The following is a 23,596-nucleotide window of genomic DNA, read 5'->3' on the forward strand; positions in this document are numbered from 1 at the left end:
TGCCGGATGCGGCGTGAACGCCTTATCCGGCCTACAAAAATCTTGCCAATTCAATATATTGCAGGACCATGTAGGCCTGATAAGCGTAGCGCATCAGGCAGTTTTGCGTTTGTCATCAGTCTCGAATATGGTCGATATGAAAACTACGCATACCTCCCTCCCCTTTGCCGGACATACGCTGCATTTTGTTGAGTTCGATCCGGCGAATTTTTGTGAGCAGGATTTACTCTGGCTGCCGCACTACGCACAATTGCAACACGCTGGACGTAAACGTAAAACAGAGCATTTAGCCGGACGGATCGCTGCTGTTTATGCCTTACGGGAATATGGCTATAAATGTGTGCCCGCAATCGGCGAGCTACGCCAACCTGTCTGGCCTGCGGAGGTATACGGCAGTATTAGCCACTGTGGGACTACGGCATTAGCCGTGGTATCTCGTCAACCGATTGGCATTGATATAGAAGAAATTTTTTCTGTACAAACCGCAAGAGAATTGACAGACAATATTATTACACCAGCAGAACACGAGCGACTCGCGGACTGTGGTTTAGCCTTTTCTCTGGCGCTGACACTGGCATTTTCCGCCAAAGAGAGCGCATTTAAGGCATCGGAGAGACAAACTGAAGCAGGTTTTCTGGATTATCAGATAATTAGCTGGAATAAACAGCAGGTCATCATTCATCGTGAGAATGAGATGTTTGCTGTGCACTGGCAGATAAAAGAAAAAATAGTCATAACTCTGTGCCAACACGATTAATTGACAACATCTGGTACGATTCGCCCGCAGCCATCACTGACTGCGGGCGAAAGTGTAAAGCAGGTGCCTTACCACTCTGACCTGACAACCGGATATGCAGGGATTGCTCCCCGCACAACGGCTACTTCTTCGGTTCGTAAGCGAGAACAGCCTTAAACTCAATATTACGTTCCTTTACGGTGAACTCACACAGCGAGTCTCCGACCAGAAGCGTAAATCCCAGCACCGTCAAACACAGCACTATGACTGCCACAAGGGCATATTTCGTCAGCATGTTTATATTGCCTCCATGCGAAGAAGGGACTACCATCCGAGTTGTTGAGGTTCGGAGTGGCAGCCCCAGGATTGATAGAAATATCTCCTGGGGCTTCATCTTTCCAGACCTCAGAGTAAACCTGAAACCGGAAAGCTTCAGGCACCCGCCGTTATCTTACCCTTCCTCAGCAAAATATCTGTTTATTTATACAGTAAGTCCTGTTTCGGACTTCTGTTGGCAACACTCGTTATTGCTCGTAAAACGAAATCGCCCGCAGCCATCACTGACCGCGGGCGAAAGTGTAAAGCAGGTGCCCTACCATCCTGACCTGACAACCGGATATGCGGGGATTACTCCCCGCACAACGGCTACTTCTTCGGTTCGTAAGCGAGAACAGCCTTAAACTCAATATTACGTTCCTTCACCGTAAACTCACACAGCGAGTCTCCGACCAGAAGCGTAAATCCCAGCACCGTCAAACACAGCACTATGACTGCCGCAAGGGCATATTTCGTCAGCATGTTTATATTGCCTCCATGCGAAGAAGGGACTACCATCCAAATTGTTCGGGTTTGGAGTGGCAGCCCCAGGGTTGATAGAAATATCTCCTGGGGCTTCATCTTTCCAGACCTCAGAGTAAACCTGAAACCGGAAAGCTTCAGGCACCCGCCGTTATCTTACCCTTCCTCAACAAAATGGCTGTTTATTTATACAGTAAATCCTGTTTCGGACTTCTCACTCCTCATTTAATCAACTGAAGCTGAGCCCGTTTTTTCTGCATGCCTCAATCGTCAAAATTCTTCGCCATCAGCCAGCTCTGCCATAACTTGCCACATTGAAAAAGTAGCCAAATTGCTTCAGTCACCATCATCAAAAAAAGAAACATTCCAGAACTTCCGCATCTCGCCCAGCCGCTCCGACTTCTATACTGAATAGAAAACGCCAACATAAGAGAAACCTATGCCATTACCCGATTTTCATGTTTCTGAACCTTTTACCCTCGGTATTGAACTGGAAATGCAGGTGGTTAATCCGCCGGGCTATGACTTAAGCCAGGACTCTTCAATGCTGATTGACGCGGTTAAAAATAAGATCACGGCCGGAGAGGTAAAGCACGATATCACCGAAAGTATGCTGGAGCTGGCGACGGATGTTTGCCGTGATATCAACCAGGCTGCCGGGCAATTTTCAGCGATGCAGAAAGTCGTATTGCAGGCAGCCGCAGACCATCATCTGGAAATTTGCGGCGGTGGCACACACCCGTTTCAGAAATGGCAGCGTCAGGAGGTATGCGATAACGAGCGCTATCAACGAACGCTGGAAAACTTTGGCTATCTCATCCAGCAGGCGACCGTTTTTGGTCAGCATGTCCATGTTGGCTGCGCCAGTGGCGATGACGCCATTTATTTGCTGCACGGCTTGTCACGGTTTGTGCCGCACTTTATCGCCCTTTCCGCCGCGTCGCCATATATGCAAGGAACGGATACGCGTTTTGCCTCCTCACGACCGAATATTTTTTCCGCCTTTCCCGATAATGGCCCGATGCCGTGGGTCAGTAACTGGCAACAATTTGAAGCCCTGTTTCGCTGTTTGAGTTACACCACGATGATCGACAGCATTAAAGATCTGCACTGGGATATTCGCCCCAGTCCTCATTTTGGCACGGTGGAGGTTCGGGTGATGGATACCCCGTTAACCCTTAGCCACGCGGTAAATATGGCGGGATTAATTCAGGCTACCGCCCACTGGTTACTGACAGAACGCCCGTTCAAACATCAGGAGAAAGATTACCTGCTGTATAAATTCAACCGTTTCCAGGCCTGTCGCTATGGGCTGGAAGGCGTCATTACCGATCCGCACACTGGCGATCGTCGACCGCTAACGGAAGACACCTTGCGATTGCTGGAAAAAATCGCCCCTTCCGCACATAAAATTGGTGCATCGAGCGCGATTGAGGCCCTGCATCGCCAGGTCGTCAGCGGTCTGAATGAAGCGCAGCTGATGCGCGATTTCGTCGCCGATGGTGGCTCGCTGATTGGGCTGGTGAAAAAGCATTGTGAGATCTGGGCCGATGACTAAGTAGGGAATTGCCTTACAGAAGAATATCCCTGACAATGGTGTTTTAACTTACATTTAACAATGTTATGAAACACCCTTTAGAAACCTTGACTACCGCAGCAGGCATTTTGCTGATGGCTTTCCTCTCTTGCCTGCTGCTGCCCGCCCCCGCACTGGGGCTGACGCTGGCACAAAAACTGGTGACCATGTTCCATCTGATGGATCTTAGCTAGCTTTACACTTTATTGTTTTGTCTGTGGTTTTTAGTGCTGGGCGCTATTGAGTATTTTGTTCTGCGCTTTATCTGGCGACGCTGGTTCTCGCTGGCGGATTAAACGTCGATTATCGCCGTACTTCGCGGCATACTTTGCTTATTCTCCTTCGCCTAAAGGAACGTTTATGGATAAGCAATCACTGCACGAAACGGCGAAACGCCTGGCCCTTGAGTTACCCTTTGTCGAGCTTTGCTGGCCTTTTGGCCCGGAGTTCGATGTTTTTAAAATTGGCGGCAAAATTTTTATGCTGTCGTCGGAGCTGCGCGGCGTCCCCTTTATCAATCTGAAGTCCGATCCACAAAAATCCCTGTTAAATCAGCAGATATACCCGAGCATTAAGCCAGGGTATCACATGAATAAAAAGCACTGGATTTCGGTGTATCCCGGCGAGGAAATCTCCGAAGCGTTACTTCGCGATCTGATCAACGATTCGTGGAATCTGGTGGTTGATGGTCTGGCTAAACGCGATCAAAAAAGAGTGCGTCCAGGCTAAAGCGGAAATCTATAGCGCATTTTTCTCGCTTACCATTTCTCGTTGAACCTTGTAATCTGCTGGCACGCAAAATTACTTTCACATGGAGTCTTTATGGATATCATTTCTGTCGCCTTAAAGCGTCATTCCACTAAGGCATTTGATGCCAGTAAAAAACTTACCCCGGAACAGGCCGAGCAGATCAAAACTCTCCTGCAATACAGCCCATCCAGCACCAACTCCCAGCCGTGGCATTTTATTGTTGCCAGCACGGAAGAAGGTAAAGCGCGTGTTGCCAAATCCGCTGCCGGTAATTATGTGTTCAACGAACGTAAAATACTTGATGCCTCGCACGTCGTGGTGTTCTGTGCAAAAACCGCGATGGACGATGCCTGGCTGAAGCTGGTTGTTGACCAGGAAGATGCTGATGGCCGCTTTGCCACGCCGGAAGCGAAAGCCGCGAACGATAAAGGTCGCAAGTTCTTCGCTGATATGCACCGTAAAGATCTGCATGATGATGCAGAGTGGATGGCAAAACAGGTTTATCTCAACGTCGGTAACTTCCTGCTCGGCGTGGCGGCTCTGGGTCTGGACGCGGTACCCATCGAAGGTTTTGACGCCGCCATCCTCGATGCAGAATTTGGTCTGAAAGAGAAAGGCTACACCAGTCTGGTGGTTGTTCCGGTAGGTCATCACAGCGTTGAAGATTTTAACGCTACGCTGCCGAAATCTCGTCTGCCGCAAAACATCACCTTAACCGAAGTGTAATTCTCTCTTGCCGGGCATCTGCCCGGCTATTTCCCCTCAGATTCTCCTGATTTGCATAACCCTGTTTCAGCCGTCATCATAGGCTGCTGTTGTATAAAGGAGACGTTATGCAGGATTTAATATCCCAGGTTGAAGATTTAGCGGGTATTGAGATCGATCACACCACCTCGATGGTGATGATTTTCGGTATTATTTTTCTGACCGCCGTCGTGGTGCATATTATTTTGCATTGGGTGGTACTGCGGACCTTCGAAAAACGTGCCATCGCCAGTTCACGGCTTTGGTTGCAAATCATAACCCAGAATAAACTCTTCCACCGTTTAGCTTTTACCCTGCAGGGGATTATCGTCAATATTCAGGCGGTATTCTGGCTGCAAAAAGGCACCGAAGCGGCAGATATTCTGACTACCTGCGCGCAGTTGTGGATCATGATGTATGCGCTGCTTTCAGTCTTCTCGTTGCTGGATGTTATTTTGAATCTGGCGCAGAAATTCCCGGCGGCATCTCAGTTACCGCTGAAAGGGATATTTCAGGGGATTAAACTGATCGGCGCGATCCTGGTCGGCATTTTGATGATCTCGCTGCTGATTGGTCAGTCGCCAGCGATTCTGATCAGCGGTCTTGGTGCAATGGCTGCCGTGCTGATGTTGGTATTTAAAGATCCGATTCTTGGTCTGGTGGCCGGTATTCAGCTTTCCGCGAACGATATGCTGAAACTGGGCGACTGGCTGGAGATGCCGAAATACGGCGCAGATGGCGCGGTGATCGATATTGGGTTAACCACCGTCAAAGTGCGTAACTGGGACAATACCATTACCACTATTCCCACCTGGTCTCTGGTTTCTGACTCCTTTAAAAACTGGAGCGGGATGTCAGCATCTGGCGGGCGACGTATTAAGCGCAGTATCAGTATTGATGTCACCAGTATTCGTTTTCTTGATGAAGACGAAATGCAACGTCTGAATAAAGCGCATTTGTTAAAGCCTTATTTAACCAGCCGCCATCAGGAAATTAATGAGTGGAATCGCCAGCAAGGTTCTACGGAGTCGGTATTAAACCTGCGCCGAATGACCAATATTGGAACCTTTCGTGCCTATCTGAACGAATATCTGCGTAACCATCCGCGGATTCGTAAAGATATGACCTTAATGGTACGCCAACTGGCTCCAGGTGATAACGGTTTACCGCTCGAGATCTACGCGTTTACTAACACCGTGGTGTGGCTGGAATATGAAAGCATTCAGGCTGATATATTCGATCACATATTTGCGATTGTCGAAGAGTTTGGTCTGCGACTTCATCAGTCGCCAACCGGCAATGATATTCGCTCTCTGGCGGGTGCATTTAAGCAGTAATTAAAAAAACCGCTCTCATCGAATGGATGAGAGCGGACATCGTTTTGTCGGATGTAGCGTGAATGCCTTATTTCCGACGCAGCGTTTTAAATGCCACAAACAGGAATACAATCCACACCGGCAGCAGGATCGCTGACAAGCGCATATCATCCATCGTGCACATCAGCAGCAAAATCATGCCGAGGAAGGCAATGCAGAGATAGTTTCCGAACGGATAGAGCAGCGCCTTAAACTGTGTTTCACGCCCCTGACGTCGCATCGCTGCACGAAAACGCAGATGCGCCAGACAGATCATAATCCAGTTCAACAGCAGCGTTGCTACCACCAGCGCCATCAGCAGACCAAACGCTTTTTGCGGCAGCAGATAGTTGATTAACACCACCAGCGAAGTGATCGCTCCGGAAAGCATCAGCGAGTTAATCGGCACACCGCGACGGCTGACGCGAGTCAAAAACTTCGGCGCATTACCCTGCACAGAAAGGCCAAACAGCATGCGGCTGTTAGAGTAAACCCCGCTGTTATACACTGACAGCGATGCTACCAGAATGACGAAGTTCAGCGCAGAAGCTACCACGTTGCTGTCGAGATTATGGAAAATCATCACAAACGGGCTACTGTTGGATTTCACTTCCACCCACGGATAGAGCGCCAGTAAAACCACCAGTGAACCGATGTAAAACAGCAGGATGCGATACACCACCTGATTTACCGCTTTTGGAATGCTTTTATCCGGATCGCGCGCTTCAGCGGCAGTAATCCCAATCAGCTCCAGACCGCCGAAGGAGAACATAATTACCGCCAGCGACAAAATCAGCCCATTCCAGCCGGTGGCGAAGAAACCACCGTAGCGCCAGAGGTTGTCGATACTGGCTTTCTCGCCGCCGTGACCAGAAAACAGCAGCCACAGGCCAAAGCCGATCATACCGATGATTGCCAGCACTTTAATCAACGCAAACCAGAACTCGGTTTCGCCATATAAGCGCACGTTCACCAGGTTAACGGCGTTGATGATAATAAAGAAGGCGGCAGCCCAAATCCACGTTGGAACATCCGGGAACCAGTACTGCATATAGATGCCCGCAGCGGTCAGCTCTGCCATTCCCACCAGCACGAACATTACCCAGTAGTTCCAGCCAGAGAGGAAGCCCGCAAACGGTCCCCAGTATTTATAGGCAAAGTGGGCAAATGAACCGGATACCGGCTCTTCGACCACCATCTCGCCAAGCTGGCGCATAATCAGGAAAGCGATGATCCCGGCGACGCCGTAGCCCAGCAATACAGCCGGACCCGCCATCTGAATCGCCGGACCAATGCCAAGAAACAGACCAGTACCAATTGCGCCACCCAGCGCAATCAGTTGAATATGACGGTTATGTAATCCGCGATGAAGCGTCGGCTCTTGATTCGACGCAGTATCTTCCGATACGGTTGACGCGTTTTTCACGCCTTTCCCCTGTGTGTCTTTTTTGTTGAGGGGCACCTTTTAACATTTAGTGCCCATCGTCGCAAGACACAATCCACACGGTTAAACGGGGTATCCTGCTTTTATTTCCGTACCCGATGTCGGTGCAGCCACATCAGCTTATACGCCGCCGGGATAATAAACAGCGACAGCAAAGGTGCGGTGATCATGCCGCCAATCATCGGTGCGGCAATCCGGCTCATCACCTCTGAACCAGCCCCCGTTCCCCACAGAATCGGCAGCAGACCGGCGATAATCACCGCCACCGTCATCGCTTTCGGGCGCACGCGCAGTACCGCGCCGTGATACAACGCCTCATCCAGCTTCTGCTCACTGAATGTTTGCGGATTATTCAACGACGGCTCGGCCTCTATGGCGTGACGTAAATACATCAGCATCACCACGCCAAATTCGGCGGCGACCCCGGCAAGGGCAATAAAACCGGTGCCCGTTGCCACAGAAAGATGAAAGCCCATCCACCACAGCAACCAGATGCCGCCCACCAGCGCAAACGGTACGCTGCTGATAATCAGCAACGCTTCGCCCACCCGACGGAATGCCAGATACAACAGCACGAAGATGATCATCAGTGTCATCGGCACCATGAGTTTCAGCTTATGGTTGGCGCGCTCCAGTAGCTCGAACTGCCCGGAGAATGCCACGCTGGTGCCCGGTTTTAACTGCACTTTTTCAGCTATCGCTTTTTGCAAATCGTGAACCACCGACACCATGTCACGATCGCGGGCATCGATATAAATCCAGCTCGTCGGGCGCGCATTCTCGGTTTTCAGCATCGACGGTCCGGTAGAGACTTTAACGTCGGCCACGTCTGCCAGGGTGATTTGCTGCTTCATCGGCGTCAGGATCGGTAGCTGGCGCAGTGCCTGCGGGCTATCGCGCCAGCTTTGCGGATAACGCAGATTAATGGGATAACGGGCAATCCCTTCCACCGTTTCGCCAACCATCGCCCCGCCCACCGCAGAAGTCACAAACAACTGCACATCCGCCACCGTCATACCGTAACGCGCGGCTTTTTCACGGTTAATCTCAACGTTGATATAGCGCCCACCTTCCAGACGCTCGGCTAGAGCAGAAGCCACGCTTGGCACCGTTCGCGCTACTTCTTCAATTTGCTCAGCCATCGCGTCGATATCCGCCAGCACAGTGCCGGAAACTTTAATGCCGATGGGGCTTTTAATGCCGGTTGAGAGCATATCGATACGGTTACGAATTGGCGGCACCCACAGATTCGCCAGCCCCGGCAGCCGCACGGTGTTATCCAGTTCCTCAATGATTTTGTCCATCGTCATGCCAGGCCGCCACTGATCCTGCGGCTTAAGCTGGATGGTCGTTTCAACCATCTCGAGCGGAGCAGAATCGGTGGCGGTTTCCGCTTTCCCGGTTTTGCCAAATACCCGCGCCACTTCAGGTACGCTCATAATTAGCTTGTCGGTTTTTTGCAGCATACTCGCCGCCTCTGCTGCGGAAATCCCCGGCAGCGTCGATGGCATATACAACAAGTCGCCTTCATTGATCTGCGGTAAAAATTCCCCGCCAACTTTATTGAGCGGCCAGAGAACCGTCAGCACCGAAAGCGCTGCCACCAACAGCGTGGTTTTCGGCCAGTGCAGTACTTTCAGCAATAGAGGATGATAAACACGAATCAAAAAGCGATTGAGCGGGTTACTGCTTTCCGGCGGAATTTTGCCACGGATCCAGTACCCCATCAGGATAGGGATCACTACGATCGCCAGCAGCGCCGCGCCCGCCATCGCATAGGTTTTAGTGAACGCCAACGGGCCAAACAGACGCCCTTCCTGCCCTTCCAGGGTGAAGATCGGGATAAACGACAACGTGATAATCAGCAGACTGATAAATAGCGCCGGACCCACTTCAACAGATGCATCGGTGATCACCTGCCAGCGCGTTTTATTATCCAGCGTGGCGTCAGGATGCTGGTGCTGCCACTCTTCCAGCCGTTTATGTGCATTTTCGATCATGACGATAGCGGCATCGACCATCGCCCCGACGGCAATCGCAATGCCGCCCAACGACATAATATTGGCATTCAGTCCCTGGAAGTGCATGACAATAAAAGCAATACACAACCCCAGCGGCAACGAAATAATCGCCACCAGCGCCGAGCGCACATGCCAGAGAAACAGCGCACAGACTACCGCCACCACGATAAACTCTTCCAGCAACTTGCCGCTGAGGTTGTCGATGGCGCGGTCAATGAGCTGGCTGCGATCGTATGTTGTAACTATCTCCACGCCTTCCGGCAGACTACTTTTCAGCGTTTCCAGTTTGTCCTTCACGGAGGCGATCACTTCTCGGGCGTTTTTGCCGGAGCGCAGGATCACCACCCCGCCCGCCACTTCGCCTTCGCCATTCAGTTCGGCAATGCCCCGGCGCATCTCCGGGCCAATCTGGACCTTCGCAACATCACGCAGATAAACGGGCACGCCATTTTCACTGGCTTTTAAAACGATGTGATTAAAGTCGTCGAGCGTTTGCAGATAGCCGCTGGCGCGCACCATATATTCCGCTTCCGCCAGTTCGATCGACGAACCGCCCGCTTCCTGGTTTGAAGCATCCAGCGCGCTTTTTACTTCGGCTAGACTGATGCCATATTGCGCCAGGCGCTGGGGATCGATAACCACCTGATACTCTTTCACCACGCCGCCCACCGACGCCACTTCCGCAACGTCAGGGATGGTTTTTAGCTCATATTTGAGAAACCAGTCCTGCAATGAGCGTAAATCGGCCAGATCGTGCTTACCGCTGCGATCCACCAGTGCATATTCATAGATCCAGCCAACACCCGTGGCATCTGGTCCCAGCTCGGCGCTGACTCCCGCAGGCAGCTTACCCTGTACCTGGTTGAGGTACTCCAGCACCCGCGAACGCGCCCAGTACGGATCGGTACCATCTTCGAAAATGACATACACATAAGAGTCTCCAAACTGCGAGAAACCGCGCACAGTCTTCGCGCCAGGCACCGACAACATGGTGGTGGTTAGCGGATAAGTCACCTGATTTTCAACGATTTGCGGTGCCTGACCGGGATAGCTGGTTTTAATAATCACCTGCACATCGGAGAGATCCGGCAGCGCATCCACTGGCGTGTTAATGATGGTCCAGGTGCCCCAGATGCTCAGAAACAACGCGCCCATCAGCACCAAAAAACGGTTCGCCACCGAGCGACGAATAATCCATTCAATCATTGGTTATTCCCTCAATGCGCATTGGTAGCACTTTCAGAGCGCATCCGCTCCAGTGCGCCAGAAATATTGGCTTCGGAATCAATCAGGAACAGGCCGCTGGAAACCACCTTTTCACCTTCCGCCAGACCAGAGTGTAACGCGGTGACGCCTTGCGATGCCTGGAAAACGGCAACGCGTTTCGGTACAAAGCGTCCGTCGGCATCAACGGTAATCACCCGCTGTTCGTTGCCGGTATCAATCAGCGCCTGTGACGGAATGAGCAGCATCGGTTCGCTGGCGGTGTTGAGTTGCAACCAGGCGTTCATGCCCGGTTTTAGCGCCTCGTCGGCGTTGTCGACTTCCAGACGCAGCTGCAGCGTGCGGGTCGCGGCATCCACGCCAGGTAGCAGCGTCCATTTGCGGATGGTGAGTGTTTTATCCGGTCGCGCCGGAACGGTGAGCGTAAACTGCGAGGCATCTTTCACCAGCCAGGCGATAGACTCCGGGATCGCAGCAGTGACCCACACCGGGTCCATACCCTGAATTTTCGCTACCACGTTATCTTTGGCGATATTCATTCCCGCGCGCAGATCAAACGCGGTGATCACGCCATCAATGGGTGCTTTGAGCGTAAAGCGAGTCTGGATTTTTTGCGTGGCGATCAGGCGGCGAATATCCGCCTCCGGCATTCCCGCCAGTCGCAGCCGCTCAAGAATGCCTTCAGTCTGGGTCGCCGTACCGCCGGTTTCGCGCAGCAGTAAATACTCACTCTGCGCTTCCACCCAGTCAGGAATGGTCAGGTCGAGAAGCGGTGTGCCCTTTTGTACTTTATCGCCCACGGTAAGCGGATACACCTTGTCGATAAACCCGGCAGCGCGAGCCTGCACAATGGCATACTGATACTCGTTGTAACTGACATTCGCCGGGAAACTCTGGGCAAAAGTCAGCGGTCCGCGCGTGACGGTAGCCGTTTTCACCCCCAGATTCTGCGTCTGAGTCGGGTCAATGCGCACACCAGACGCAGAACTCTCTTCATCGGCATATTTCGGCACCAGATCCATATCCATAAACGGCGATTTACCTGGTTTATCGAACCGCGTATTGGGGTACATCGGGTCGTACCAGAATAAGATTTTACGTTCTGCGGTCGACGTTTTTTCTGCGGGTGGTTCAGCCTTTGCAAACCAGGTAAAACCTGCCGCAGAAATAATACCGCCCGCGATCATGCTGCCGATAATAAGCGCGATTTTTTTCATCTCATTAAACCTGGGTTACTGGCTGACTTTAATATCCTGTAATAAAGAAAGGTTGCCCTGCTGGACAAAATTAAACGCCACTTTGTCGCCGGTTTTAATTTCACTCATTTTCGTCTGCGGGGTGATGGTAAAGCGCATAGTCATCTCCGGCCAGTTCACGGCAGCAATCGGATCGTGATGGATGGTGATTTTTTTGCTTTCCAGATCAATACCCTTTACCACGCCAGTGGCGCTAATAACCTGCGGTTGTACTTCGCTCATGGTTTCATGATGATGTTCGTTAGCCTGGGCATTAAAGCCAATAACGGTAAACAGACTGAACATTGCGACTTGCAGTGCTTTTTTCATTTATTCTCTCCTGGAGTTAAAAATTATTGCTGCCAACCGCCCCCTAAGGCGGTATACAAAGAAATTTCGTTAACCTGACGGGCATAATTCAGGTCGAGTAAAGTTTGTCGGGTTGCAAATAAAGAACGCTCGGCATCCAGCACTTCCAGATAACTTACCGCGCCGTGCTGATATAATGCCCGCGCCCGTTGCAAAGTAATTTGCAGCGACGCCAGATAACGCTGCTGGGCGCTGATTTGATCGTTCAGGCTTTGACGTAATGCCAGCGCATCTGCCACTTCTTTAAAGGCGTTCTGGATTTTCTGTTCATAATTCACTACCGACTGCTGCTGGCGAATTTCGGCGATATCCAGATTGGCCTGGTTGCGTCCGGCATTAAAAATGGGGATCTCAATTTTAGGAATAAAATTCCACATCCCGCTGCTAGCGTTAAATAATGAAGACAGATCGCTGCTGGCGGTTGATATTCCGCTGGTCAGGCTGATAGACGGGAAAAATGCCGCACGCGCAGCACCAATATTAGCATTAGCCGCCATTAACGCGTGTTCAGCTTCCATAATATCCGGGCGCTGCAATAAGATTTGCGACGACAAGCCCGCCGGTAATTTAACGCTTTGCAGGCTGCCGCTGTTTACTGTCTGCGCTTGCGGCAGTTTGCCGTAGCTTCCCAATAACAGTTGCAATGCATTATTCGCCTGCGCCAGTTCCCCCTGACGTTTAGCGATGTCACTGCGGGTACTTTCTATCACCCCGCGAGCCTGTTCCAGCGCCAGAACATTGCTGCTACCGGTCAACAGTTGTTTTTCGACAAACGCATATGACTGCTGATAATTACGCAGCGTTTCTTCGGCTATTTGCAATTGCGCATACGCCAGTTGCTGATTGAAATAGCTTTGCGCGACATTAGAAACCAGCAGAATATGCACCGCGCGCTGAGCTTCCTCAGTGGCTAAATAATTTTGTCGCTCGGCTTCGCTCATGTTCTTTAAGCGACCGAAAAAATCGAGGTCAAAGCTGGCGTTAAGGCCGGTCGAAAACTCCCGTGTCGTGGCGGTATTCCCTTTAAGATTACCGCTCCAGCTGCCGCTGCCCTCGCCATTGAGCTGTGGGTAGCGGTCGGCATCGGTCAGACGATATTGCGCCCGTGCCTCCTGCACTTTCAGCGTCGCCATGCGCAAATCCCGGTTATTCACCAGCGCCTCGCTAATCAGCGTCTTCACCTGATTATCAACAAAAAAGGTGCGCCAGCCCACGTTCTGGTAGTTATCTGCTGCGTTAACCAAGCCGTTCTGGCTGAGTGAGAACTGCTGCGGCACGGGCATTGCCGTACGCTGATAATCCGGTGCCAATGAACAACCGGTTAGCGCAAGGGCCACACAAAATGGCAGAAGTTTACAAGGAGACATAGGCTCATAATTTCTGGTGATTTTATACCGCCAACTTTACTCGCCAGGCTCTGATTTTCCGGTGACAGGAAAATGACAAAATTGTCATTTTGCCAATAAGCGATTGCCATCTGATCCCGCTACTCTAGAATTGCCCGGGCAACATGCGGAGGAAAAATGAAACTGTTGATTGTCGAAGATGAAAAGAAAACCGGAGAATACTTGACCAAAGGGTTAACCGAAGCCGGTTTTGTGGTCGATTTGGCCGACAACGGGCTGAATGGCTACCATCTGGCGATGACCGGTGATTATGACCTGATAATCCTCGATATTATGCTGCCGGACGTGAACGGCTGGGATATCGTGCGCATGTTGCGCTCCGCCAATAAAGGGATGCCGATTCTGTTGCTTACCGCGCTTGGCACCATTGAACATCGCGTCAAGGGGCTGGAGTTGGGGGCCGATGACTATCTGGTGAAGCCGTTCGCTTTTGCTGAACTGCTGGCGCGGGTGCGCACTCTCCTGCGGCGCGGGGCGGCGGTGATTATCGAAAGTCAGTTTCAGGTTGCCGATCTGATGGTCGATCTCGTCAGCCGCAAAGTCACCCGCAGCGGCACGCGCATCACTCTGACCAGTAAAGAGTTTACTCTGCTGGAGTTTTTTCTCCGCCATCAGGGCGAAGTGCTGCCCCGCTCGCTTATCGCCTCGCAGGTGTGGGACATGAATTTCGACAGCGACACTAACGCCATTGATGTGGCGGTGAAGCGGCTACGCGGCAAAATCGACAACGACTTTGAGCCGAAGCTGATTCAGACCGTGCGCGGCGTGGGCTATATGCTTGAGGTGCCGGATGGTCAGTAAGCCATTTCAGCGCCCGTTTTCGCTGGCAACCCGTCTGACCTTTTTTATCAGCCTGGCCACCATCGCGGCGTTTTTCGCCTTTGCATGGATCATGATCCACTCAGTGAAAGTGCATTTTGCCGAGCAGGATATTAATGATTTAAAAGAAATTAGCGCCACCCTTGAACGGGTACTTAATCATCCTGACGAGACGCAAGCCCGACGCTTAATGACGCTGGAAGATATCGTCAGTGGTTATTCCAACGTGTTGATTTCCCTGGCAGATAGCCACGGCAAAACGGTGTATCACTCCCCCGGTGCGCCGGATATCCGCGAGTTTACGCGTGACGCCATACCCGATAAAGACGCTCAGGGTGGCGAGGTGTATCTCCTTTCCGGCCCGACGATTATGATGCCAGGCCACGGTCACGGGCATATGGAACACAGCAACTGGCGGATGATTAACTTGCCGGTTGGCCCGTTGGTGGACGGCAAACCGATTTATACGCTCTACATCGCGCTTTCGATCGATTTTCATCTTCATTACATAAATGATTTGATGAATAAACTTATTATGACCGCATCTGTCATCAGCATCCTGATCGTCTTTATCGTGCTATTGGCGGTACATAAAGGTCACGCGCCGATCCGCAGCGTCAGCCGTCAAATCCAGAATATCACCTCGAAAGATCTCGACGTTCGCCTTGACCCGCAGACCGAGCCCATTGAGCTGGAACAGCTGGTACTGTCGTTCAACCATATGATCGAGCGTATTGAGGATGTCTTTACCCGCCAGTCCAATTTCTCAGCGGATATCGCTCACGAAATTCGCACGCCGATTACCAATCTCATCACGCAAACGGAAATCGCCCTCAGCCAGTCTCGCAGCCAGAAGGAGCTGGAAGATGTGCTCTACTCTAATCTCGAAGAGCTGACGCGAATGGCGAAAATGGTCAGCGATATGCTGTTTCTCGCTCAGGCCGATAACAACCAGCTAATCCCCGAAAAGAAAATGCTCAACCTGGCGGATGAAGTCGGCAAAGTGTTCGATTTTTTCGAGGCGTTAGCGGAAGATCGCGGCGTGGAGTTGCGATTTGTTGGCGACAAATGTCAGGTTGCGGGCGATCCGCTGATGCTGCGTCGGGCGTTAAGCAACCTGCTTTCTAATGCCCTGCGTTATACGCCAACCAGAGAGACAATTGTAGTGCGCTGTCAGACGGTCGATCACCAGGTGCAAGTTACCGTCGAAAACCCCGGTACGCCCATTGCGCCCGAGCACTTACCGCGATTGTTTGACCGTTTCTACCGCGTTGACCCTTCCCGCCAGCGAAAAGGCGAAGGTAGCGGCATTGGGCTGGCGATAGTGAAATCGATTGTTGTCGCGCATAAAGGCACGGTTGCAGTAACGTCAGATGCGCGGGGGACAAGGTTTGTGATTATGCTGCCGGAGAGAGAGTGATTATTAAGTTCAAATTCAGGGCGTGGTGCATCACCTCCTGGTATTGTTGATCAACAAATTAGAGAAAAACTTATTAAACATATGAAATATCGAAGGCTTTTATTTTTCAAAGTTTCACGAGATGTTTGTATATGAAACTTAGTTAAATCTGTGTTTCTTCCAATTGTAGATCACAATGCCCTTTCTAAATTTTCATCGTTATAAACAAGCCATCTATCATATAAAGCAATGAATAATTTAATCGCGATTAATCATCATTAATTGTTATATTATTCACTCAATCTATTTGTCAAGTGAATTTGATAAATTCCTAATTTAAAATATCCACTATTGAGCCAGTATTTAACAACGTTAAGATGTGCAATGTGCAGATCATGTTATCATGGGTGGAGCGGTAGCATATATTTCTTATGCAATCATTCATTTTAATAATGTTAATTGGATTATTTATTGCTGTGAATAAAAATATATTATGAATATTGGTTTAACTTTGCGTTTTTGTTACTCGTTGTGATATGCGTACCTGTCCTGAATAACGCCAAGAAACAAGAGGTTGAGCTTGTGATTATTTTTTTGACTGAACAGACACCCGTTTCTGTAAAGTAATATTTAAACAAAATTCTCACATAACCATAGCATTTTCTGTTCCTTCCCTAATAACGTCTGAAGTCGTCCCGCTTATCACATTATCCGCAGTTGTACGGTACGGATCATTATTCATTTTACTGGAGGTTGCTATGTCAACCGGATTACGTTTCACACTGGAAGTGGACGGCCTGCCGCCGGACGCTTTTGCGGTGGTTTCCTTTCATCTGAACCAGTCACTCTCTTCGCTCTTTTCCCTCGATCTCTCCCTGGTCAGCCAGCAGTTTCTCTCCCTTGAATTTGCGCAGGTGCTGGACAAAATGGCCTACCTGACGATATGGCAGGGCGATGAAGTACAGCGCCGGGTGAAAGGCGTGGTGACCTGGTTTGAACTCGGGGAGAACGACAAAAACCAGATGCTGTACAGCATGAAGGTGCACCCGCCGCTGTGGCGTGCCGGTCTGCGCCAGAACTTCCGTATCTTCCAGAACGAGGACATCAAAAGCATCCTCGGCACGATGTTGCAGGAAAACGGGGTGACCGAATGGAGTCCGCTGTTCAGCGAGCCGCATCCTTCCCGTGAGTTTTGTGTCCAGTACGGTGAGACTGATTACGATTTCCTGTGCCGGATGGCGGCGGAGGAAGGCATCTTCTTTTATGAGGAGCATGCTTACAAAAGTACCGACCAGAGCCTGGTGCTGTGCGACACAGTCCGCCATCTGCCCGAATCTTTTGAAATCCCATGGAACCCGAACACCCGTACCGAGGTGAGCACCCTCTGCATCAGCCAGTTCCGCTACAGCGCACAAATCCGCCCTTCTTCCGTGGTGACCAAAGACTACACCTTTAAACGCCCCGGCTGGGCCGGACGTTTTGAACAGGAAGGCCAGCACCAGGACTACCAGCGCACGCAGTATGAAGTGTATGACTACCCCGGACGTTTCAAGGGTGCTCACGGGCAGAACTTTGCCCGCTGGCAGATGGACGGCTGGCGAAACAATGCAGAAACCGCGCGGGGAATGAGTCGCTCGCCGGAGATATGGCCGGGACGACGAATTGTGCTGACGGGGCATCCGCAGGCGAACCTGAACCGGGAATGGCAGGTGGTGGCAAGTGAACTGCACGGCGAACAGCCACAGGCGGTGCCAGGACGGCAGGGAGCGGGGACGGCGCTGGAGAACCATTTTGCGGTGATCCCGGCAGACAGAACATGGCGACCACAGCCGTTGCTGAAACCGCTGGTCGACGGCCCGCAGAGCGCTGTCGTGACAGGACCGGCAGGCGAGGAAATCTTCTGCGACGAACATGGTCGCGTGCGGGTGAAGTTCAACTGGGACCGTTATAACCCGGCAGACCAAGACAGTTCGTGCTGGATCCGTGTGGCACAGGCGTGGGCAGGCACCGGTTTTGGCCACCTGGCGATACCGCGTGTGGGTCAGGAAGTGATTGTAGACTTCCTCAACGGCGATCCGGACCAGCCGATCATTATGGGGCGCACCTACCACCAGGAAAACCGCCCCCCCCGGCAGCCTGCCGGGAACAAAGACGCAGATGACCATCCGCTCCAAAACGTACATGGGCAGCGGATTTAATGAGCTGAAGTTTGATGATGCGACAGGGAGAGAACAGGTCTACATCCACGCGCAGAAGAACATGGATACCGAAGTGCTCAACGACCGTACCACCACCGTAAAACACGATCACCGCGAAACCGTAAAAAATGACCAGACGGTCACGATCCAGGAAGGTAACCGCCTTCTTACGGTGGAAAAAGGCCACAAGATCACCGGAGTACTGAAAGGGTCTTTATCTGAGGATGTCTTTCAGGACAGAGGCACGATTGCCGGTTCGGTGCATGTTGACGCTGTAAACAATGGTGGCGAAGGCGACGGTATACAGGCTTATACGGCGATTAAGGAAATTTTGCTGGCCGTGGAGGAAAGCAAAATTGCGCTGACGCCGGATAGCATTCAGCTACAGGTCGGGGAATCGACGGTAATCAGGCTGTCGAAGGATGGCATCACCATCGTGGGCGGTTCTGTTTTCATCAACTGATTCACTCAGATTATCAGGGAGTATTTTATGCAGTTCACTTTTAATGAAGGCCACATTCAACTGCCGTCTCAATGGCAGGATCAGTCAATGCAGGTCCTGGTGTCCACAGATAACAGTGGCATCAACCTGGTCATTACCCGCGAAGCCGTTCCACAGGGAACCCTGACACCAGAGCTGTACCAGGAAACGCTGGCGCTGTACCAGGGCAAACTTGATGGGTACACCGAACATGCCTGCCGGGAAATCACTCTGGCAGAGGCCCCGGCCTGGCTGCTGGATTATTCCTGGAACGGTCCGGAAGATGAGGGGAATCAGGGGCGGATTAGCCAGATAGCCGTATTCCAGCGGCGTGGAGATACGCTGCTGACCTTCACTTTCAGCACCTCCTTATCCCTGAAGAACAGTCAAAAGACGATGCTGCTGGAGGTGATAAAGAGCTTCACCCCGTTGCCACCGGAGAATGACATCCAAAAGGACCAGCCGCGCTGACATAAACGAGGGATAACACATGAGTGAAGGACCAGGCGGGCCACAGGGAGCGACCGCAGGCGGTACGCTGGCAATGCGAATGCTGTCACAGCAGGCGATGGTCGCCAGCCAGATGAAACGGGCAGCCAACGACAAAGCCATTGCACAGATGTTGGCATCAAAAAAGTCTGGCCCCCCGCCGCCAGGCTGGGCGATGAAATTCAGCACAAGAGTTTTTTGGGGGCGCTGGCAGGGGCCGTACTGGGGGCGATAGTGACCATCGCAGAAGGTTGCCTGATTATGGCCGCCTGTGCCACCGGCCCTTATGCGCTGGTTCTGGTACCTGCGCTGATGTATGCCAGCTATAAGGCGAGTGATTATGTGGAGGAGAAACAGAACCAGCTTGAATCATGGATAAACAGCTTTTGTGACACGGACGGCGCCATCAATACCGGTTCTGAAAACGTAAAAATTAACGGCGAGCTGGCCGCACGTGCAGCGGTCACCCTTCCCCCTCCTCCCCCACCTGGAGCAATACCTGAAGTCCCACAGGGGGAACCCTCATGGGGTGATATTGCCACTGACCTGCTTGAATCGGCAGCGGAAAAAGCAGTACCACTGGCGAAGGCCTGGGGGAACGCTGTTATCACCCTGACGGACAGCAATGCCGGTTTTATGGATCGCGTCAGCGCCGGCGCATCGCTTCTGTTTCCCGCCGGTCCGGTATTAATGGAGTTTGCCACCATGGTGGGCGGGCGTGGCGAAATCAAAAAAGATGTGGATTTCCCGGAAGCCGGTGAGGACACGGCGCTCTGCGACAAGGAGAACAAACCACCGAGGATAGCCCAGGGCAGCAGCAACGTCTTTATCAACAATCAGCCTGCCGCGCGCAAGGGCGACAAACTGGAGTGCAGTGCGGCGATCGTGGGAGGTTCGCCGGACGTCTTTATTGGCGGTGAGCAGGTCACATATCTGGATATCCAGCCGGAGTTCCCGCCGTGGCAGAGAATGATCCTGGGGGGAATAACGATAGCCAGCTATCTTCTGCCGCCAGCGGGACTACTGGGAAAACTGAAGAATCTGGCGAGACTCGGCAAACTGGGAAACTGCTGGGGAAAAGCGGGAAGCTGCTGGGCGCAAAGCTCGGCGCGTTGCTGGGGAAAACAGGTAAGTCGTTAAAAAGTATTGCCAATAAAGTCATCAGATGGGTAACAGATCCTGTCGATCCGGTAACCGGCGCATACTGCGACGAACGTACCGACTTCACCCTGGGCCAGACCCTCCCCCTCTCCTTCACCCGTTTCCACAGTTCTGTACTGCCGCTGCATGGCCTGACCGGCGTGGGCTGGAGCGACTCCTGGAGCGAATACGCCTGGGTGCGTGAACAGGGAAACCGGGTGGATATCATCAGCCAGGGAGCCACGCTGAGATTTGCCTTCGACGGTGACAGTGATACGGCGGTTAACCCGTATCACGCCCAGTACATTCTGCGCCGCCGCGATGATTATCTGGAGCTGTTCGACAGGGATGCACTGAGCAGCCGCTTCTTTTATGACGCCTTTCCGGGAATGCGTCTGCGCCACCCGGTGACTGACGATACCAGCGATGACCGCCTGGCACACAGCCCCAATGACCGGATGTACATGCTGGGCGGGATGAGCGACACCGCCAGCAACCGCATCACGTTTGAGCGCGACAGCCAGTACCGGATCACGGGTGTCAGTCACACCGACGGGATCCGGCTTAAACTGACGTACCACGCCAGCGGCTACCTGAAAGCCATTCACCGCACGGATAACGACATACAGACGCTGGCGACCTACGAACAGGATGCGCGGGGGCGGCTGACAGAAGCGGATGCGCGGCTGGACTACCACCTGTTTTATGAGTACGACGCTGCGGACCGGATCATCCGCTGGTCCGATAACGACCAGACGTGGAGCCGTTTCACCTACGATGAACAGGGCCGGTGCGTGAATGTCACCGGGGCGGAGGGCTATTACAACGCCACGCTGGACTATGGTGACGGCTGCACCACCGTGACGGACGGCAAGGGCATTCACCGTTATTACTATGATCCTGACGGCAATATTCTGCGGGAAGAAGCGCCGGACGGCAGCACCACCATGTATGAATGGGATGAATTCCATCACCTGCTGGCCCGCCACTCCCCTGCCGGGCGGGTGGAGAAATTTGAATACAACGCCGCACACGGTCAGTTAAGCCGTTACACGGCGGCAGACGGCGCGGAGTGGCAGTACCGCTATGATGAGCGCGGCCTGCTCAGCAACATCACCGACCCTGCCGGGCAGACGTGGACACAGCAGTGTGATGAACGCGGCCTGCCGGTAAGTCTGGTGTCGCCACAGGGCGAAGAGACCCGGCTGGCATACACCGCTCAGGGGCTGCTGTCGGGAATATTCCGCCAGGATGAACGGCGTCTGGGCATAGAGTACGACCACCACAACCGGCCGGAAACACTCACCGACGTGATGGGCCGTGAACACCACACCGAATACAGCGGTCACGACCTGCCAGTGAAGATGCGCGGCCCCGGCGGTCAGTCAGTGCGGTTACAGTGGCAGCAGCACCATAAACTGAGCGGCATTGAACGTGCTGGAACCGGCGCGGAAGGATTTCGCTATGACCGCCACGGCAACCTGCTGGCCTGGACGGACGGCAACGGTGTTGTCTGGACGATGGAATACGGTCCGTTCGATTTTCCGGTGGCGCGAACGGACGGTGAAGGCCACCGCTGGCAGTACCGCTACGATAAAGACACGCTGCAACTGACAGAAGTCATCAACCCGCAGGGTGAGTCATATCTTTATGTTCTGGATAACTGCGGCCGGGTGACGGAAGAGCGTGACTGGGGCGGCGTGGTCTGGCGTTACCGCTATGACGCCGATGGCCTCTGTACCGCCAGGGTTAACGGCCTGGAGGAAACCATCCTCTACAGCCGGGACGCCGCAGGCCGCCTGGCAGAAATCATCTCGCCGGAAGGCAAAACGCAGTATGCCTATGACAAATCCGGCAGGCTGACGGGTATCTTCAGCCCGGACGGCACATCACAGCGCACCGGCTATGACGAACGCGGGCGGGTGAATGTCACCACTCAGGGCCGACGGGCCATTGAATACAACTACCCCGATGAACACACCGTCATCCGCTGTATCCTGCCACCGGAAGATGAACGCGACAGACACCCCGGTGAATCCCTGCTGAAAACCACGTACCGCTACAACGCCGCCGGAGAACTGACAGAGGTCATTCTGCCGGGGATGAGACGCTGACGTTCAGCCGTGATGAGGCGGGACGTGAAGTGCTCCGGCACAGTAACCGGGGTTTTGCCTGTGAACAGGGCTGGAATGCAGCCGGTCAGCCTGTCAGTCAGCGCGCCGGATTTTTTCCGGCAGAAGCCACATGGGACGGGCTGGTTCCCTCACTGGTACGGGAGTACCGTTACGACAGCGCGGGTAACGTGTCAGGCGTCACCAGCCGGGAAGATTACGGACGGGAAACACGGCGGGAGTATCGGCTGGACCGGAACGGCCAGGTCACGGCGGTGACAGCCTCAGGCACCGGGCTGGGCTATGGCGAAGGCGATGAGTCCTATGGCTATGACAGCTGCGGCTACCTGAAGGCGCAGTCTGCGGGCAGGCACCGGATAAGTGAAGAGACTGACCAGTATGCCGGAGGCCACCGGCTGAAACAGGCCGGAAACACGCAGTATGACTATGACGCCGCAGGCCGGATGGTCAGCCGCACCAGACACCGTGACGGCTACCGACCGGAAACAGAGCGGTTCCGGTGGGACAGCCGGGACCAGCTGACCGGGTATTGCAGCGCACAGGGTGAGCTGTGGGAATACCGCCACGACGCCAGCGGCAGACGAACAGAGAAACGCTGCGACCGGAAGAAAATCCGCTTCACGTATCTGTGGGACGGCGACAGTATTGCGGAAATCCGGGAATACCGCGATGATAAACTGTACAGCGTAAGGCACCTGGTGTTTAACGGCTTTGAGCTGATAAGCCAGCAGTTCAGCCGGGTACGGCAGGCGCATCCGTCGGTGGCCCCGCAGTGGGTGACGCGGACGAATCATGCGGTGAGCGACCTGACGGGCCGCCCGCTGATGCTCTTTAACAGTGAAGGAAAGACGGTCTGGCGACCGGGGCAGACCAGCCTGTGGGGGCTGGCACTCAGCCTGCCCGCAGACACCGGCTACCCGGACCCGCGCGGGGAACTGGACCCGGAAGCCGACCCCGGCCTGCTGTATGCAGGACAGTGGCAGGATGCGGAATCCGGGCTGTGCTATAATCGGTTCCGGTATTACGAGCCGGAAACCGGAATGTACCTGGTGAGTGATCCGCTGGGGTTGCAGGGCGGGGAGCAGACTTACCGGTATGTGCCGAATCCTTGTGGGTGGGTTGATCCGCTGGGATTGGCTGCAAGTTCTAAAATCAGCAGTTTGATGGACTATATTGGCGATGGTCGTCGTGTTAGTGGGCATACGGGTTTCCTGGATGGGGTTCGTTTATCACGTAGTCAAATAAACAAGGTGATGCTGCCAACTTACTGATTTAGTGTA

At 53.0% G+C, this 23,596-nt stretch carries 15 protein-coding genes and 4 pseudogenes; 12 read left to right on the forward strand and 7 right to left on the reverse strand.

The window, feature by feature from the left end; translation table 11 throughout:
* The first annotated feature begins 136 nt into the window (after positions 1-136).
* Positions 137-757 (forward strand): enterobactin synthase subunit EntD, encoded by a 621-nt coding sequence (gene entD / locus C1P89_RS12915; protein ID WP_001370282.1) that lies wholly within the window; start codon positions 137-139, stop codon positions 755-757.
* 121 nt (positions 758-878) lie between these two features.
* On the opposite strand, the gene hokE (C1P89_RS12920) is transcribed toward entD, so the two are convergent.
* Both hokE (C1P89_RS12920) and hokE (C1P89_RS12930) read right to left on the reverse strand, forming a co-directional pair.
* Positions 879-1,031, reverse strand: a complete 153-nt coding sequence (gene hokE / locus C1P89_RS12920; protein ID WP_000956465.1) for a type I toxin-antitoxin system toxin HokE — start codon at positions 1,029-1,031, stop codon at positions 879-881.
* A 350-nt stretch (positions 1,032-1,381) separates the two neighbouring features.
* Complete coding sequence (gene hokE / locus C1P89_RS12930) at positions 1,382-1,534, reverse strand: type I toxin-antitoxin system toxin HokE (RefSeq protein WP_000956455.1); 153 nt, start codon at positions 1,532-1,534, stop codon at positions 1,382-1,384.
* On the opposite strand from hokE (C1P89_RS12930), the pseudogene C1P89_RS26360 reads away from it, so the two are divergent.
* The 6 genes and pseudogenes from C1P89_RS26360 to ybdG all read left to right on the forward strand — a co-directional run bounded on the left by C1P89_RS26360 (position 1,503) and on the right by ybdG (position 5,941).
* Positions 1,503-1,771, forward strand: a pseudogene (locus C1P89_RS26360) (hypothetical protein). The gene hokE (C1P89_RS12930) and the pseudogene C1P89_RS26360 sit on opposite strands and share 32 nt — an antisense overlap.
* Positions 1,772-1,973: 202 nt before the next feature.
* On the forward strand, positions 1,974-3,092 hold the full coding sequence (locus C1P89_RS12940) for a YbdK family carboxylate-amine ligase (RefSeq protein WP_001130635.1): 1,119 nt from the start codon (positions 1,974-1,976) through the stop codon (positions 3,090-3,092).
* A 65-nt stretch (positions 3,093-3,157) separates the two neighbouring features.
* Positions 3,158-3,406 (forward strand): annotated as a pseudogene (locus tag C1P89_RS12945) (DUF1158 domain-containing protein).
* A gap of 64 nt (positions 3,407-3,470) precedes the next feature.
* Positions 3,471-3,839: an MmcQ/YjbR family DNA-binding protein gene (locus tag C1P89_RS12950; RefSeq protein ID WP_000360951.1), complete on the forward strand. Its 369-nt coding sequence runs from the start codon at positions 3,471-3,473 to the stop codon at positions 3,837-3,839.
* Positions 3,840-3,932: 93 nt separating this feature from the next.
* Positions 3,933-4,586, forward strand: coding sequence for an oxygen-insensitive NAD(P)H nitroreductase (gene nfsB / locus C1P89_RS12955; RefSeq protein WP_000351464.1), 654 nt, complete (start codon positions 3,933-3,935; stop codon positions 4,584-4,586).
* Between the two features lie 107 nt (positions 4,587-4,693).
* Positions 4,694-5,941 carry a mechanosensitive ion channel YbdG gene (gene ybdG / locus C1P89_RS12960; protein ID WP_001153148.1) on the forward strand — a complete coding sequence of 416 codons (1,248 nt, stop codon included), beginning with the start codon at positions 4,694-4,696 and terminating at the stop codon, positions 5,939-5,941.
* A 67-nt stretch (positions 5,942-6,008) separates the two neighbouring features.
* Here ybdG and pheP read toward each other — a convergent pair whose 3' ends face one another.
* The 5 genes from pheP to cusC all read right to left on the reverse strand — a co-directional run bounded on the left by pheP (position 6,009) and on the right by cusC (position 13,619).
* Complete coding sequence (pheP, locus tag C1P89_RS12965; protein ID WP_000786308.1) at positions 6,009-7,385, reverse strand: phenylalanine transporter; 1,377 nt, start codon at positions 7,383-7,385, stop codon at positions 6,009-6,011.
* Positions 7,386-7,486: 101 nt separating this feature from the next.
* Complete coding sequence (cusA, locus tag C1P89_RS12970) at positions 7,487-10,630, reverse strand: Cu(+)/Ag(+) efflux RND transporter permease subunit CusA (protein WP_000573964.1); 3,144 nt, start codon at positions 10,628-10,630, stop codon at positions 7,487-7,489.
* A gap of 11 nt (positions 10,631-10,641) precedes the next feature.
* The gene (cusB, locus tag C1P89_RS12975; protein WP_000717117.1) at positions 10,642-11,865 is read right to left on the reverse strand and encodes a Cu(+)/Ag(+) efflux RND transporter periplasmic adaptor subunit CusB; all 1,224 of its coding nucleotides are present in this window, start codon (positions 11,863-11,865) and stop codon (positions 10,642-10,644) included.
* Between the two features lie 15 nt (positions 11,866-11,880).
* Positions 11,881-12,213: a Cu(+)/Ag(+) efflux RND transporter periplasmic metallochaperone CusF gene (cusF, locus tag C1P89_RS12980; protein WP_000709879.1), complete on the reverse strand. Its 333-nt coding sequence runs from the start codon at positions 12,211-12,213 to the stop codon at positions 11,881-11,883.
* Positions 12,214-12,236: 23 nt separating this feature from the next.
* A complete protein-coding gene (gene cusC / locus C1P89_RS12985) occupies positions 12,237-13,619 on the reverse strand; it encodes a Cu(+)/Ag(+) efflux RND transporter outer membrane channel CusC (protein ID WP_000074268.1) in 1,383 nt (460 codons plus the stop codon).
* A gap of 156 nt (positions 13,620-13,775) precedes the next feature.
* Here cusC and cusR point away from each other — a divergent pair, with 156 nt between their 5' ends.
* The 5 genes and pseudogenes from cusR to C1P89_RS13015 all read left to right on the forward strand — a co-directional run bounded on the left by cusR (position 13,776) and on the right by C1P89_RS13015 (position 23,587).
* Positions 13,776-14,459, forward strand: a complete 684-nt coding sequence (gene cusR, locus C1P89_RS12990) for a copper response regulator transcription factor CusR (protein WP_000770953.1) — start codon at positions 13,776-13,778, stop codon at positions 14,457-14,459.
* Complete coding sequence (gene cusS / locus C1P89_RS12995) at positions 14,449-15,897, forward strand: Cu(+)/Ag(+) sensor histidine kinase CusS (protein ID WP_000253815.1); 1,449 nt, start codon at positions 14,449-14,451, stop codon at positions 15,895-15,897. The genes cusR and cusS overlap by 11 nt, the downstream gene beginning before the upstream one ends.
* Before the next feature lie 737 nt (positions 15,898-16,634).
* Positions 16,635-18,537, forward strand: a pseudogene (locus C1P89_RS13000) (type VI secretion system Vgr family protein).
* 27 nt (positions 18,538-18,564) lie between these two features.
* Positions 18,565-19,026, forward strand: a complete 462-nt coding sequence (locus tag C1P89_RS13005) for a DcrB-related protein (RefSeq protein WP_001160804.1) — start codon at positions 18,565-18,567, stop codon at positions 19,024-19,026.
* 19 nt (positions 19,027-19,045) lie between these two features.
* A pseudogene (locus C1P89_RS13015) lies at positions 19,046-23,587 on the forward strand (RHS repeat-associated core domain-containing protein).
* The last annotated feature ends 9 nt before the right edge of the window (positions 23,588-23,596 follow it).

The sequence above is a fragment of the Shigella sonnei genome, assembly GCF_002950395.1.
Taxonomy (GTDB): Bacteria; Pseudomonadota; Gammaproteobacteria; order Enterobacterales; family Enterobacteriaceae; genus ECMA0423.

Coding starts and splice junctions, on each gene's coding strand:
- entD (WP_001370282.1), top strand. CDS start 137: ATGAAAACTACGCATACCTCCCTCCCCTTTGCCGGACATACGCTGCAT.
- hokE (WP_000956465.1), bottom strand. CDS start 1,031: ATGCTGACGAAATATGCCCTTGTGGCAGTCATAGTGCTGTGTTTGACG.
- nfsB (WP_000351464.1), top strand. CDS start 3,933: ATGGATATCATTTCTGTCGCCTTAAAGCGTCATTCCACTAAGGCATTT.
- ybdG (WP_001153148.1), top strand. CDS start 4,694: ATGCAGGATTTAATATCCCAGGTTGAAGATTTAGCGGGTATTGAGATC.
- C1P89_RS13005 (WP_001160804.1), top strand. CDS start 18,565: ATGCAGTTCACTTTTAATGAAGGCCACATTCAACTGCCGTCTCAATGG.
- C1P89_RS12940 (WP_001130635.1), top strand. CDS start 1,974: ATGCCATTACCCGATTTTCATGTTTCTGAACCTTTTACCCTCGGTATT.
- cusC (WP_000074268.1), bottom strand. CDS start 13,619: ATGTCTCCTTGTAAACTTCTGCCATTTTGTGTGGCCCTTGCGCTAACC.
- cusA (WP_000573964.1), bottom strand. CDS start 10,630: ATGATTGAATGGATTATTCGTCGCTCGGTGGCGAACCGTTTTTTGGTG.
- cusR (WP_000770953.1), top strand. CDS start 13,776: ATGAAACTGTTGATTGTCGAAGATGAAAAGAAAACCGGAGAATACTTG.
- hokE (WP_000956455.1), bottom strand. CDS start 1,534: ATGCTGACGAAATATGCCCTTGCGGCAGTCATAGTGCTGTGTTTGACG.
- cusS (WP_000253815.1), top strand. CDS start 14,449: ATGGTCAGTAAGCCATTTCAGCGCCCGTTTTCGCTGGCAACCCGTCTG.
- cusF (WP_000709879.1), bottom strand. CDS start 12,213: ATGAAAAAAGCACTGCAAGTCGCAATGTTCAGTCTGTTTACCGTTATT.
- cusB (WP_000717117.1), bottom strand. CDS start 11,865: ATGAAAAAAATCGCGCTTATTATCGGCAGCATGATCGCGGGCGGTATT.
- C1P89_RS12950 (WP_000360951.1), top strand. CDS start 3,471: ATGGATAAGCAATCACTGCACGAAACGGCGAAACGCCTGGCCCTTGAG.